The 13,413-nt window shown below is 65.9% G+C and carries 10 protein-coding genes, 1 tRNA gene and 1 pseudogene; 2 read left to right on the top strand and 10 right to left on the bottom strand.

The genetic code is table 11. The annotated features are described in order from the left end of the window. Positions 1–23 precede the first annotated feature (23 nt). From D1F64_RS04035 to D1F64_RS04025, 3 genes and pseudogenes are all read right to left on the bottom strand, one after another. The gene (locus tag D1F64_RS04035; RefSeq protein ID WP_205470757.1) at positions 24–1,691 is read right to left on the bottom strand and encodes a thiamine pyrophosphate-binding protein; all 1,668 of its coding nucleotides are present in this window, start codon (positions 1,689–1,691) and stop codon (positions 24–26) included. Between the two features lie 182 nt (positions 1,692–1,873). Next, on the bottom strand, positions 1,874–2,335 hold the full coding sequence (locus tag D1F64_RS04030) for an Hsp20/alpha crystallin family protein (protein WP_117411368.1): 462 nt from the start codon (positions 2,333–2,335) through the stop codon (positions 1,874–1,876). A gap of 151 nt (positions 2,336–2,486) precedes the next feature. Next, positions 2,487–2,866 (bottom strand): annotated as a pseudogene (locus D1F64_RS04025) (hypothetical protein). Positions 2,867–3,254: 388 nt separating this feature from the next. Here D1F64_RS04025 and D1F64_RS04020 point away from each other — a divergent pair. Next, a complete protein-coding gene (locus tag D1F64_RS04020) occupies positions 3,255–4,880 on the top strand; it encodes an AAA family ATPase (RefSeq protein ID WP_248304611.1) in 1,626 nt (541 codons plus the stop codon). An 11-nt stretch (positions 4,881–4,891) separates the two neighbouring features. Here D1F64_RS04020 and D1F64_RS04015 read toward each other — a convergent pair whose 3' ends face one another. The 7 genes from D1F64_RS04015 to D1F64_RS03985 form a co-directional block, all read right to left on the bottom strand. Further along, on the bottom strand, positions 4,892–5,212 hold the full coding sequence (locus D1F64_RS04015; protein ID WP_205470647.1) for an AzlD domain-containing protein: 321 nt from the start codon (positions 5,210–5,212) through the stop codon (positions 4,892–4,894). Continuing rightward, positions 5,202–5,906 carry an AzlC family ABC transporter permease gene (locus D1F64_RS04010; protein ID WP_205470646.1) on the bottom strand — a complete coding sequence of 235 codons (705 nt, stop codon included), beginning with the start codon at positions 5,904–5,906 and terminating at the stop codon, positions 5,202–5,204. Before D1F64_RS04010 ends, D1F64_RS04015 begins: the two co-directional genes overlap by 11 nt. Before the next feature lie 183 nt (positions 5,907–6,089). Then, positions 6,090–6,165 (bottom strand) — tRNA-His (locus tag D1F64_RS04005). Positions 6,166–6,337: 172 nt separating this feature from the next. Next, entirely contained in the window at positions 6,338–6,862 is a 525-nt protein-coding gene (locus D1F64_RS04000; protein ID WP_117411365.1) for a phasin, read from the bottom strand. Continuing rightward, positions 6,859–7,221, bottom strand: coding sequence for a hypothetical protein (locus tag D1F64_RS23050; RefSeq protein WP_162901273.1), 363 nt, complete (start codon positions 7,219–7,221; stop codon positions 6,859–6,861). The genes D1F64_RS04000 and D1F64_RS23050 overlap by 4 nt, the downstream gene beginning before the upstream one ends. 45 nt (positions 7,222–7,266) lie before the next feature. Beyond that, positions 7,267–7,653 (bottom strand): phasin, encoded by a 387-nt coding sequence (locus D1F64_RS03995; RefSeq protein ID WP_117411364.1) that lies wholly within the window; start codon positions 7,651–7,653, stop codon positions 7,267–7,269. Between the two features lie 455 nt (positions 7,654–8,108). Next, a complete protein-coding gene (locus D1F64_RS03985; protein ID WP_162901272.1) occupies positions 8,109–8,855 on the bottom strand; it encodes a hypothetical protein in 747 nt (248 codons plus the stop codon). Positions 8,856–9,028: 173 nt separating this feature from the next. Here D1F64_RS03985 and D1F64_RS24225 point away from each other — a divergent pair, with 173 nt between their 5' ends. Then, positions 9,029–13,372, top strand: a complete 4,344-nt coding sequence (locus D1F64_RS24225) for an ATP-binding protein (RefSeq protein ID WP_248304610.1) — start codon at positions 9,029–9,031, stop codon at positions 13,370–13,372. Positions 13,373–13,413: the final 41 nt, after the last annotated feature.

Below are 13,413 nucleotides of genomic sequence, written 5' to 3'. Positions count from 1 at the left end.
GCAAGCCTCGGGACAGATCACGGTTAAGCATTGCTCAAGGCGGCGTCGCGCAACTGGCTCAAAGAGGCTGCGGGCGTGATGGCCTCAGGGTCCAGCAGCAGGTGCAGCAGCGCCGGCTTGCCGCTCGCCTTCGCCTGTTCGAATGCCGGACCGAACGCCTCGGTTTCCCGCACGGTGGAAGCATGCATCCCATAGGCGCGCGCCAGCGCCGCGAAATCAGGGTTGTCCAGCTTCGTCGCGGAGACACGGCCCGGATAGGTCTTCTCCTGGTGCATGCGGATGGTGCCATACATGCCGTTGTCGACCAGCACGACAATGATCGCGGCACCCTCCTGCGCGGCCGTGCCCAGTTCCTGCATCGTCATCTGGATGCAGCCGTCTCCCGCGAAACACACCACCGTGCGGCCGGGATGCTTGAGCTTCGCCGCGATGGCGGCGGGCAGCCCATAGCCCATCGAGCCGCTGGTGGGCGCAAGCTGCGTGCCGTGGCGGCGAAAGCGGTGGAACCGGTGCAGCCACGTGGCGTAATTGCCCGCCCCGTTGGTCATGATCGCATCATCATCCAGCGCCCCGCGCAGGAACGTCATCACGCCCCCCATCTGCAAGTCGCCCGGCGTCTGTGGCGGCGTGTCCGTCCAGGCGAGATAGTCCGCATGTGCGTCCGTCGCGCGCCCGGCCCAGCTAATCTGCGCGGGCGGCTGCAGTCCCTCGAGCGCCGCGGTGAACCCTTCCGCGCCCGCCTGGATCGCCAGATCGGGACGGTAGACGCGTCCGAGTTCCTCCGCGCCGGGATGCACGTGCACAAGACTGGTTCCGGGATCCGGAATGCCCAGCAGGTCGTAGGATTGGCTCGGCACCTCGGACATGCGGGCGCCGATGAGCAGCAGCAGATCCGCCTCGCGCACCCGTTTCACCAGCTTGGGATTGATGCCCAGGCCGATGTCGCCCGCGTAGTTGGGGTGCTCGTGATCGAACAGCATCTGGCGGCGGAAGGAACAGCCGACCGGCAGATCGAAGCGTTCGGCGAAGCGGCGCACCCGATCGACCGCGGCCTGCGACCAGCCGCCGCCGCCCAGGACGACGAAGGGATTTTTCGCCGCCCAGAGGCGCTTCTGAAGATCCGCCATCTGGGTGAGCCCGGGATAGCCTTCCACCGCGTTCACATACCCGGGCGGCGCCACGTCGGCGGTCGCGATCAGCATGTCCTCGGGAAGGGCAAGCACCACGGGACCCGGCCGGCCCGAACAGGCCACGTGATAGGCCCGGGAGATCATTTCCGGGATGCGGTCGGGCGTCTCGATCTCGGCCACCCATTTGGCGATGCGGCCGAACATCTGCACGTAGTCGACTTCCTGGAAGGCGTCGCGGCCGCGCATGCCGCGGTCGATCTGCCCGATGAACAGGATCATCGGCGTGGAATCCTGCTGGGCGATGTGCACCCCGGCCGCGGCGTTCGTCGCGCCGGGCCCGCGCGTGACCATGCAGATGCCGGGACGGTTGGTCATCTTGCCCCAGGCTTCCGCCATCATCGCGGCGCCGCCTTCCTGGCGGCAGACGGTGACCGGGATCGACGCGTCATGCAGCCCGTCGAGCACGGCGAGATAGCTCTCGCCCGGAACACAGAAAACCCGCTCCGCGCCCTGCGCTTCCAGCGCCTCGACCACCAGCTTGCCGCCACTGCGCGCCGTCATCGCCATTGTCATCTCTCTATGCAAAACAAAACCCGGCCACGCGGGCACCGCCAATACGGCCATTCGAATCCGGCGCGATCATAGGACGTTGGGCGCAGCCCGCCAGCGCAAAAAAGGCCGCACCGGGAGGTGCGACCTTCAAGGATGGCGGCATAGTCGCAAACCGTCGCGCGGGACGCGGTTCAACTCTTGCCGATCTTGATCTTCTTTTCCTTCTGCGCCACTTCGGCCGGCTTGGGAATGTGAACGCTCAGCACGCCCTTGTCGAAATCCGCCTGAACCTTGTCGCTGTCGGGTTCGAACGGCAGGGAAATGGTGCGGCGAAACGCGCCGTAGCTGCGCTCGCTGACGTGGACATCCTTGTCCTTGGTTTCCTTTTCCTGCTTCTTCTCACCCTTGATCGTCAGGTAGTGGTCGTTGATCGAGACGTCGATATCGGACTCGGCGACGCCCGGCAGTTCAGCGGTGACATCCACGCCACCATCGGTTTCCGTGACTTCGATGGCCGGCATCTTGCCTCCGAACATCTCGGCGCCGGGCAGGCCGCGTTTCGTGAAATCGTCGAACAAGCGGTCGATTTCCTTGTGAAGAGATGAAAACGGCTTGTCCTCTCCACCCCACAGAGTGGGAATTACTGAACGCATCGCAATTACCTCCTATTACCATGGCGAGCACAACACATTCGCCATTTCTCAAGAAGGATACACGGCCCGCCCCCTTGTAACTTTGACGAGGGTCAAAGGGAAAGGTTACAGGTCCCACGGCCGAGCAATTCCAGAGTTTCCCCACGGGAATTCAGGCGTCCTGCACCGTAACAACCTGAAAGGGATGCAGTTCGCCGTCCTCGTCACGGATCGACACATATTCGCCGGGCCTGAACGCGTGGGACGCGAAACGGTATCCGGCCTCATCGTCCTCATCGCCGCCGATGTCGTAGTGGAATGCCCACGAACCGCCCGGCCGATGCATGAGATGGCCAATATCCTCCTCCTCGTCGCCCAGAAGCGGCGCACCCGGCAATGATCGCGCACCTTCTTCCAGGCGGCAGCGTCAATGTGGCCATCGTCGGACAACGGCGCGGCGAACTCGTAGCCGTGCCGGCTCGAGCCGTTGGGATACTCATGGGTGCGGGCCAGATTCAGGCGGATCTTCTTCAGCCCCAGCGTTGCGCTCATAATGGGTGGTCTCCTCAACCATTCGTTGATGCCAGGCATTCGGGCACACCAGGCGTATTGGGCTATCGGGCATACTGGATGTCCGGGCCGGTCGGAGTGCCGGACCGAGTGTGATGCCGGGCCCGTTGACACACTTCGGTCGGGTTACCGCCGTCTCATTGCCGCCGGTGCGATGCCCGATCGCCACGGCATCCGAATCCGACGGACCGTTCTGCACTTTCCCAATGCTGCGGGAACTTGTTGGCGGCAACATGGCCTTGCGCAGACTGACAGAACTGGCCGGGCGGACATTGACTAATGTCAACGCCGACAGGCCATCGACCCGCCACACTGCATGGCCAATCCCTCAGTTGCGATTTCACGACAAGCCCCGGAAGGCCTCAAAACATTGCCCCGTTCCGACTCGCAAACCGAGGTTCTTGAGCTGCTTGCCGAACCCGCGACCCACGGCGCGGACGGCCCCGTCACACGCATCGACACCCACGCGTCCGTGGTGTTTCTCGCGGGCTCAAGCGCGCTGAAGCTCAAGCGCGCGGTGACATTCCCGTTTCTCGACTATTCGACACTGGAGAAGCGCAAAAAGGCGTGCGAGACGGAAATCGCCGTGAACAAGGACAATGCGCCGACGATCTATCGCGGCGTGGTGCCGGTGACGCGCGAAGACGACGGCCGGCTGGCCATCGGCGGCGCTGGAGAACCGGTCGAGTGGCTGGTGCGCATGCGCCGCTTCGATGAAACGATGACCCTGGACCACGTCGCGGAGTCCGGTCCGCTGGATGACAGCATGGTCATCGCGCTTGCGGAGACGTTTGCGCAGGCGCACGCCCGCGCGCCACGCATGCCGGCGGAACCGTGGATCGACGATCTGGAAGACTACATCTGTCAGAACAAGACCGCGTTCCTGGCCGAGCCGGACCTGTACGAGCCGAATCGCGTGCGCATGCTCAGCGCCGAGGCGCATGCGATCCATGCGCGGATCAAGCCGTTGCTGCGGCAGCGCGGACGGATGGGCTTCATCCGCCGCTGTCACGGCGATGGGCATCTGGGCAACATCGTGCTGATCGACGGAAAACCGGTTCTGTTCGACGCCATCGAATTCGACGACCGGGTGGCCACCGGCGACGTGCTTTACGATCTCGCCTTCGTGCTGATGGACCTGTGGGACCGCGGCCACCGGCGCAACGCGAACCTGCTGCTCAATCATTACCTGCTTGTCACGCACAAGATCTCGGATCTTGAGGATATGGGCGCGCTTCCCTTTTATCTGATGATGCGGGCGGCGATCCGCTCGAAGGTCACGGCGGCGCGGCTTGCCCATATCGAGGGCGACGCCCGGCGCGCCGCGCGCGCCGAAGCTGTCCGGCACTTCGAGTTCGGCGAACGTTACCTGGAGCCCGCCACACCCGTTCTGATCGCCATAGGGGGCCTGTCGGGGACCGGAAAGACCACGCTCGCGCACGCCATCGCGCCGGACCTGGGCCACCCGCCCGGCGCGATCGTCCTGCGGTCCGATGAGGAGCGCAAGATCATGTTCGGGCTTGATCCGACCGACGCGCTGCCGCCGGAGGCCTACAGCCAGCAGGTGTCCGGGGAGGTCTATTCGCGGGTTGCGGAGAAGGCCCGCGCCGCGCTTGCCGCCGGGCACAGCGTGATCGCGGATTCCGTGTTCGCCCATCCCGCGGCGCGCGATGCGATCGCCGCCGTCGCCCGGGCCGCCTCGGCGGAGTTTCGCGGCTACTGGCTGGAAGCGCAGCCCACGACGCTGTTTGAACGCGTCGCCGGACGCCATGGCGATGCGTCCGATGCCGATGTCTCGGTGGTCAAGCACCAGTTGGGCTACCGCCTTGGCGCCATCAGCTGGACGCGCATCGACGCCGCCGGCGGGCCTGAGACGACGCGCGATGCAGTTGAGGAGGATCTCAGGGCGCTGCGGGCGCAACCCGCCCGTGTGCCGAATCCGGCGCGCGCGGACATTCGGGCCGCCCATCGGGATCCGGAGAAAAACCCCGAATAGGCCCGTTCCCGCTAAAATCCGAAATGCCGCAACAGGGCGGCGGCCGCAAGGCCAGCGATGACGGCCACGAGATCGCGGCGGACGATCGCCATCGCAAGCGCGGTGACGAGCATGCAGATCGAGGCGGGGATTCCCTTTTGCAGAGCCACAGGCACGATGGTCGCGACGATCAGTGCGCCGGGCAGCGCCTGAAGTCCGCGCCGCAGCCGGTCCGTCATCGGCAGGCGCCCCATCAGCCAGTAGCCGCCCGCGCGCATCGAGAAGGTCACCAGCCCCATGGCCGCGAAAGCGGCGAGCGCCGCCATGTCGACGGAAAGCACGTTACCGTTCATCGGCGAAGGCCCCCACCAGCGCACCGGCAAGCGCTCCGGCGATGATGAACCAGTAGCCGCCGGCCAATTGCCACACGACGACCGACACCACGGCGGCGACGCCCCAGGGCGCGGCCTGTGCCCGCCCCTTCCACAATGGCACCAGCAAGGCCGTGAAAAACGCCGGCATCACCAGATCGAGCCCCCAGGCCTCGGGATGGGCGACCAGCGCGCCCAGCACGTGGCCGGGAATCGTGCCCAGCACCCAGGCGGCATACAACAGCGCCGCGGATCCGAGATAGATCCCCCAATCGCGCCCGCCCCCGGCATGATAGCGCATCGACAGCAGCCAGCCCGGATCGGTGACAATGCCCAGCGCGGGATAGACCTGCCACACGGGCAACGCCGAGAACCACGGCCGCAGGCTGGCGCCAATGAGGATCATGCGCAGGTTCACCGCCGCCGCCACGCCGACCATCGTCACGATCAGCGGCAGGCCGAGCGGTTCGCTCCAGACTTCCAGCGCCACGAATTGCGACGCGCCGGCATAGACCATCACGTTCATCAAGGTGATTTCGGCCAGCGACAGCCCCTTGAGCGCGGCGAAAGCGCCAAGCGCCGCCGCATAGGTGATGACGCCGGGCAGCAGCGGCGACGCCAGACGCGCGCCCAGCGCCATACCGGCGAGAGTGAGCGGCGGACGGGGCTGGGTCATGACGGTCCGAAGTTTTGAGTGGGAACGGGGCGCCGGGAGGACACCCGTTGCGTCAACTGGTTCAGCGCCTCCATCCGAAACAGGGATCGGGCCCGAACAGGAATCGGGACGGGGCGCAAGATCCGGCCGCGCGCCTTCCGGCCCGGCGTCAGGGTCCCGAAGGAGGATCTTGTCTGAAGGAAATGGTACCGCCTCCCCGAATTGAACGGGGACCTCTAGATCCACAATCTAGCGCTCTAACCAACTGAGCTAAGGCGGCCCGGAAGTGGGCGGACATTATGGAGAAACGATTCCGATTTCAAGGGGTAAGACCGGTATGCACAGCCCACCGGAGAAAAATCGAAATTGAACCCAAAAAGCAGACACGCCCGCGGCCAAAGGCCCGGGCGTGCCGGTTGATTTCGTTGCCTTGCGCGGTCCGCGCCAGGCGATCAGGCGGCCTTGATGTCCTTGAACATCTTCTCGACGGCGTCCTTGACCGGCTCGCCGGCGTCGCTTGCCATCTTCGCGGCGAGTTCCTGAATGTCCTTGGTCTGGCCGGAAAGCGCCTCGAACTGCTTGCGCGCATAAGACGTCTGCAGCTCGATCGCCTGCGACAGCGTCTTCACGCCGAACATGTCGCGCATGAACGAGTAGGCCGCATCGGTGTTCGACTTGGCGGCTTCGAGCGCGCGCAGGTTCAACTCGACCATGCCCTGGCGGCTGGTCTCGTAGCTGTCCTCGATGAGGTCGGTCGACTCTTCGGCCGCCGAACGCATGCGGTCATAGGCCTCACGGAACTGCTCGACGCCCTTTTCCGCGATCTCGCGGACGGCGGCGGGAACTTCCATCGTCGGCATGTCCATCTTGGGCAGAGTGAATGCCGAAAATTCGGCGCCCGACGTCGATTCGCCAGTCTTCTTGGCGCGGGTCTTCGGAGCGGCGGTGGTCTTCGTCTCGGTCTTCGCGGTGGTCATAATGTCATCTCCAATGGAAAGGCTGAAGGCTCCGGACCGGATGTTCCGGGGTAGAAGGCTCCAGCACTCGATAACCGGCCAGTGTCCAGCGCGGCGGTGCGTCCGCCCTGCGCCTCCTGACCGGGCGCCCCTTCGGAGCGCGCGTCGGCCGCAATCGGCCTGAATTCCAATACCGGGAAGATAGCACATATATATTGCATTGCAACAACTTTATTGCAGTGCACAAAAATCAAATAGATAACGGCGGAATGCGACCGCTTCTCACCGTGGTCCGCATCGATCCCGCCCTGAGCCGCGGCAATGTAGCGGACAATCTGGCAATCCGTGTGACGTCCGCCGGAGCGACGCGGGAGGGTCAAGCGGCCCGGGTCCGGGCCGCTTCTTCGCAGGGAGCCGTTCGCGACTCAGCTCTTCGAGGCCGGCTTGGTCGCATCGCTGGCCGCCTTGGTCGCGGTTTCGCTGAACTCGCGGGCCTGCTCGCCCAGGATTTCCATCTGCGACTTGAGAAACTCGCTCTGCAGTTTCATGATTTCCTGCACATCGTTGGCGCGCACGATGTTCTGGGCCAGCGCGAAGGCCGCGCCGATATGCTCTTCGGCATAATCCAGCGCCTTCTTGTTCATGTCGCGGGCGCCGCTCTGCACCGCGTTGGTCGAGCCGTCCATGGTGCTCACGGCCTTTTGCGAGGCCTCGATGAACGAATCGAAGGCCTTGCGCGCCTGATCGACGCTCTTGTCGGCGAAGTCGCGCATCTGCTCCGGAATTTCGAACGGGGGCGTTGTGCCAGCCATTTGGCTCTCCTCAACTGTTTCAACGGGTGCCATTCTAGCACGGGATCATCGCGCCAAACGCGAAAAAAACATCATCGGAATCAATATGCTAGAGTTGCCATTCCAGCGTCCTGGTGGACCGCCGCAACCCCCGCCTGTTCCGCGTGTTGTACGCAGTCTACCAGACATTTGTGCGACAGTGCGAGCGCGCAGCGCATGCCCGCGGATCCGACGCCGAACCGGAAACCGGCATCTCGCGGCGCACCGGTCTTGACGGTCGCGAGGCGCGGCGGTGCGCGAACACCAGCCTTGCGCGGAACGATCCGCCATGAAATGGAACCAGTTGCCGCGCTAGAGATGTGTCGCGAGACCGAGACAGACAAGCTTCGGATTGCAGAAAATTCGGATGTCCCAATTAACCAATCGACAAACGAGCAAGGCTAATCTGCCATCCGTTCGTGGACGATGTGGCCCATTCAAGATATTAACAAGCTATTAAGCGTATGCAACGGGGCTCCGGACGGCCGCGTTATCGGTTCGGACGTATTTGCAGCGGAGTTCGACACACCATGGACGGACACAACCGTGTCTATCTCGATATTTGCACCCTGGATGCGGTTGCTCCGCTTCTGGGCGATGCACGTCCGGCCTGGGTGTGGTCGGGCGACGGCCGCACGATTCTGTGGTCCAACGCCGCCGGCGCGCAATTCTTCCGCGCCGCGTCGATGGACACGCTGCTGAAGCGGCCCCTGCCCGATTCCGCTCCCGCCCGCGCCCACCTTCAGCGCATCGCCGCCAGCGGCGCGTCCGACCGCGACGCCATCGGCCGCCTGCGCTTCTATCTCGGCCCCAACATGGTCGTGGTGACGACGCTCGGCCGCCGCCTCAGCCTGCCCGATGGCGGGGATGCCGCCCTGATCGTCGCCATCGATGCCGCCAGCACGGCGTCCGATGCGCCGCTGCAGGCGCTTTGCGGCCTGCTCGCCTCCGACACCACCGCCGCATTCCTGATCGGCTCCGCGGACGCGGGCGAGGGCGGCGTCATCGCCAAGGCCGGAGCGCTTGCCCCGCCGCGACCGACCAGCATCGTGCCCGACGCGGACTCCGAGGACGGCGGCGCCATGGACGCGAGCGCCGAGATCGACGGCGCGCGCCATGCCGCGCGCATCGCCCATCTGGGCGACGGTGCCGGCGCCGATTTCCTGCTGCTGGTCAGCACCCAACCGCTGCCGGCCACAGACACGGCCGCCGCTGCGCTCGACGCGCCCATCGACGACGCCACCGGGACGCAGCCGGGGACGATGGTCCCGGTGAGGCGGCCGAAACCGCGCGGATCGAAGCCGCGCAGGGCGAATCCGCCACGCCCGGCATCTCCTCCGCTGATACCCCTTCGGAAATGGATGACGCGGCGGAATCAGAGCCGAGGGCACGGCCGAGCCTGGCCGAGGCTGTGGCCGCGAAACAGGCGTCGGAAACCGAAGCCGCGGAGCAGATCGCTGCGGAACAGCCGGCGGAGGACGCGCCGCGCCGCGCCGCGCGAACCGTGGCAACCTCGCGGTTTCCGAAAAACTTCTTCCCTTGGCGTCGGCTGGTGCAAGCCAATGAGCCCGCGGTCACGCCCGTGGTCACGGAAGGCAGCGCCAACGAGAACGGCGCGCCGGCTGCGTCGCGGTCGCAGACATCTCTCGACGAAAAGATCGTCGCCGAGGTCATGGCCGCGAAAAAGGCGCTCCAGGACGAGGATGAGCGGGCCGTGGAAAGCGAGCGTGCGCCGCTCATCAATGGCGCGTTGCGGAACGGCGTCACCGACTTCGATGAGTTCTCCGGCGCTGCCGGCGAGACATCCGAGACGTCCGAAGCCGCGGAAACCGAAACGGACGAGACCGGGACGGACGGTTCTGAGCCACAGGGGCTTGCGGTTGCAGCAGCCGGGGTTGAAGAGCAAGAGACGCCGGTTTCCGGTCCCGGGGAACCCGAGGCTGCGCCCGAAGCTATCGCAGACGATTTGCTCGCGGCGTCCGGCGAGATGCACGAGACCGTTGAGAGCGACGCAATCCAGCACGACGCAGATGACACGCACGATGGCGCCCTCGAGACCGCCGAGGCCGCCATGCCGCACGATGACACCGCGCCTGACGCGGACGTCCCGCATGTGGACGCGACCGGGAGCAGCATGTCCGAACAAGAGACCGTCGCCATCGCCCAAGACCCCTCCGACGTATCCGACACGACCGCTCCGGAGACCGGCGATACGCCCGTCGACGCCATGGCCACCGGTATCGACGACGGCAAGACTGAAACTGAAACTGAAACTGAAACTGAAACTGAAACTGAAACTGAAACTGAAACTGAAACTGAAACTGAAACTGAAACTGAGGCTGAGGCTGAGGCTGAGGCCGCCGCCAGCGACCGCTTTGTCTTTCCCGGCTACACGCCGCCGGTGCGCTTCGTGTGGCAGATGGACGCCGAACGACGCTTCACCTCGGTGTCGCCTGAGCTCGCGCAGGTCCTGGGCGGCGTCTCCACGGACATCGTCGGCCAGACATGGAGCGAGGTCGCCGACCGGCTTGGAATCGACGCCGACGGACGCATCGCCAAGTCGCTTGAGCGCCGCGACACCTGGAGCGGACTGACCGTCGACTGGCCCGTCACCGACAATCCGATCGCCGTTCCCGTCGATCTCGCCGCCCTGCCGGCGTTCGACCGCAACCGCGTGTTCGAAGGCTATCGCGGCTTTGGCGTCTGCCGTCCGGGCGACGCCATGCCGATGGCGTCGCAGGAAGCGGCCGTCATCTCCGACGTGCCCACGCCGGATCCGTCTGAACCGGACGACACGGTGAACACCGTTACAGACGCCGAGACGCATGCTGCCGAGGCTGGCGCCGCATCGGACTCCGCGCCAGATGTGGCCGCGACGCCCGAAACTCCGACGGACGAACCGGTGGCCATCGCATCCTTGATCGCCGCAACGCCGGCGATCGCGGCCCCGGACTCCGACCTCGATGGCCCCCGCATCCCGGTTGAAGCCGTCGAGACCACGGACACCGAAACGCTTGCGGCGGCAGCTCTTGTGACCGGGACCGCACAGACTGAGCCTGCTGAGGCCGCTGAGCCCGAGATTGCTGAGCCCGAAACCGCTGAGCCCGAGGCCGCCGAAACTGCGGACATCGAGGCATCCGGGGCCAGTGACACGCCTGCGGAGCGGCAGGGCGATGCGCCGGACACGGACGGCGCCACAGAGGAAGCCCCGGCGGCGAATGACGAACCGCGCGCCTCCACAGCGACCATCGTGCATCTCGCCGACCAGCCGTCGGCCATCCGCGGCTTGATCAGCGTGCCCGCCTATCCGGGTCTGTTTGCCTCCATCGACACATCGGCCTCCGAGGCGGACAACGACACGATGGAGCCCGTGGCCTTCGGTCTGCCGGAAGCGGCCAACGCGGATGTCTGGGAAGCGCCGGTCGATCCGGAACCGGAGGAAGCGCCCGAACCGCGCCTGGCCGGCGAGAGCCTCGCCACGGTCGAGGGCGTTGATATTGACGCGGAAGTGCTCACCGGGGAGACGATCACCGTCGAGGACGAGCCTGCCGGGACCGAAGCGCGTCCGCTCGGTGCGAGCGGCGCATTCGGCGCCGACAACGCCCTGCACGAGGTCACGCCGCTGCTGCCCTTCGTGCGCCCCGCAGAGAAGACCGCGAACCCGCGCGCGACACCGGTCGAGAATGCGCCGGCCAAACCGTCGGGCGGCGCCGCGGATGAGACCCCGGCCGCGACCGGCAACGGCGAGAGCTTTGCCGAAACCGTCATCCGCCTCGCCGAGCGTCAGCCCAATGCGCCGGAAGCGCTGCTGACCAAGCCCGAGCGGGAAGCCTTCCGCAAGATCGCCGAAGCCCTGGGCAACCGGATCGAGGACACCAACCGCAAGACGCCGCGGCCGACGGCGCCCAGCGATGCGGACGAGGGCCTCGCGACGACGGCCGGCACGGTCCCCCCGCAAGACCTGCCGCAAGATGAGCCGTCGGCTGACGATGCGGCGCCCGGCGGCACGGTGGCCGACGATGCCGTCGTCGCTCCCGCAGAGAAAGTGGCGGCGGACGTCCTCGTCATCGAGGAAGCCGTGGAAACAGCGGCGGACGCGGAGAGGCCCGTCAACGCGCCGATCCCCATGCCCATCGCCGCGCGCCCGACCGCGCGGTCGGCGGATGTCACGCAAAGCCGCGTCTCCGGCGCCGACGATGTGTCGATCCATCCCCGGCTGCTCGACCGGTTGCCCATCGGCGTCGCCATCGTGCGCGGCCGCGACGTGGTCTATGCCAACAACACGCTGATGAACCTGCTCGGTTACGCCGATCTCGGCGCGCTCACCGAAGCGGGCGGCCTGGAATCGATCTTCGCCGAGCCGGAGGAATGGCCCCCTGTCGCGGGACCCGATGAGGAAGTCGAGCGGACGCTGCGGGTGCAACTGTCCGACGGCAGCCTGCGGCCCGTGGATGCGCACATGCATTCCGTGCCCTGGCAGGGCGCGCGGGCGCTGATGATCTCATTGCGCGACAAGCGCGACCCCTCGCGCGAAACCGCCATCGACCGATTGCACGAAGCCAAGGCGGCGCTTGCGCGGGCCGAGGACCGCGTCGCCGAAATGGACGCTATTCTGGACACTGCGACGGACGGCGTTCTGGTGCTCGCCACCGACGGCCGGATCCTCAAGGCCAGCCGCTCCGCGCAGGCGCTTTTCGGCGTCGACGACGCGGACATGACCGGCAAGTCGCTGACCGATTTCCTGGCGCCGGAAAGCCATCGCGGCGCCCTGGACTATCTTGACGGGCTGCTGGTCAACGGCGTGGCCAGCGTGCTCAACGATGGCCGCGAGGTCATCGGACAGGTGCCGGGCGGTGGATTGACGCCGCTGTTCATGACCGTGGGACGCATCGGCGACACCGACGACGACACGAAGTTCTGCGCCGTGTTGCGCGACATCACCCAGTGGAAGAAGGCCGAGGAAGAACTCACCCGCGCCAAGAAACAGGCGGAAAACGCCAGCTCCCAGAAGTCCGACTTCCTGGCCAAGATCAGCCACGAAATCCGCACGCCGCTGAACGCCATCATCGGCTTCTCGGAGGTTATGATCGAGGAACGATTCGGCGCCATCGGCAACGAGCGCTACAAGGACTACCTCAGCGACATCCACAACTCCGGCTCGCATCTTCTGAGCCTGGTCAACGACCTGCTGGATCTGTCCAAGGTGGAGGCCGGAAAGCTCGATCTCAGCTTCGAGGCGGTGCCCGTGAACGAGTTGATCAGCGACTGCGTCGCCCTGATGCAGCCGCAGGCCAACCGCGAGCGGATCATCATCCGCACCAGCTTGCCCGCGTCGGTGCCCAACATCGTCGCGGATCAGCGGTCCTTGCGCCAGATCGTGCTCAATCTGCTGTCCAACGCCATCAAGTTCAACCAGCCGGGCGGCCAGGTCATCATGTCCACGGCGCTGGAGCCCAACGGCGTGGTGGTGCTGCGCGTGCGCGATACCGGCATCGGCATGTCCGCCAAGGACATCAAGGCGGCGCTGGAGCCGTTCCGGCAATTGCACACCGCGAGGCTGGGCGGCGGCACCGGTCTGGGACTGCCGCTGACCAAGGCGCTGGTGGAGGCCAACAGGGCGCATTTCTCCATCGACTCCACGCCCGCGCACGGAACCCTGGTGGAAATCACCTTTCCCTCCCAGCGCGTTCTGGCGGAATAGCCGCGGCCCGCGTGAGTGGGACCGCCGTGCGGGGCGCGTCA

It is taken from the genome of Breoghania sp. L-A4 (genome assembly GCF_003432385.1).
In the GTDB taxonomy this organism is placed as follows: Bacteria; Pseudomonadota; Alphaproteobacteria; order Rhizobiales; family Stappiaceae; genus Breoghania.
This window is presented reverse-complemented; position numbering and strand designations above follow the sequence as displayed.

Excerpts from the sequence above, each read along its gene's own strand:
- D1F64_RS03995 (WP_117411364.1), bottom strand. The coding sequence starts at position 7,653 with ATGGCTGGCACAACGCCCCCGTTCGAAATTCCGGAGCAGATGCGCGAC.
- D1F64_RS04010 (WP_205470646.1), bottom strand. The coding sequence starts at position 5,906 with ATGACCCAGCCCCGTCCGCCGCTCACTCTCGCCGGTATGGCGCTGGGC.
- D1F64_RS04030 (WP_117411368.1), bottom strand. The coding sequence starts at position 2,335 with ATGCGTTCAGTAATTCCCACTCTGTGGGGTGGAGAGGACAAGCCGTTT.
- D1F64_RS04000 (WP_117411365.1), bottom strand. The coding sequence starts at position 6,862 with ATGACCACCGCGAAGACCGAGACGAAGACCACCGCCGCTCCGAAGACC.
- D1F64_RS04035 (WP_205470757.1), bottom strand. The coding sequence starts at position 1,691 with ATGACGGCGCGCAGTGGCGGCAAGCTGGTGGTCGAGGCGCTGGAAGCG.
- D1F64_RS04015 (WP_205470647.1), bottom strand. The coding sequence starts at position 5,212 with ATGAACGGTAACGTGCTTTCCGTCGACATGGCGGCGCTCGCCGCTTTC.
- D1F64_RS24225 (WP_248304610.1), top strand. The coding sequence starts at position 9,029 with ATGGATGACGCGGCGGAATCAGAGCCGAGGGCACGGCCGAGCCTGGCC.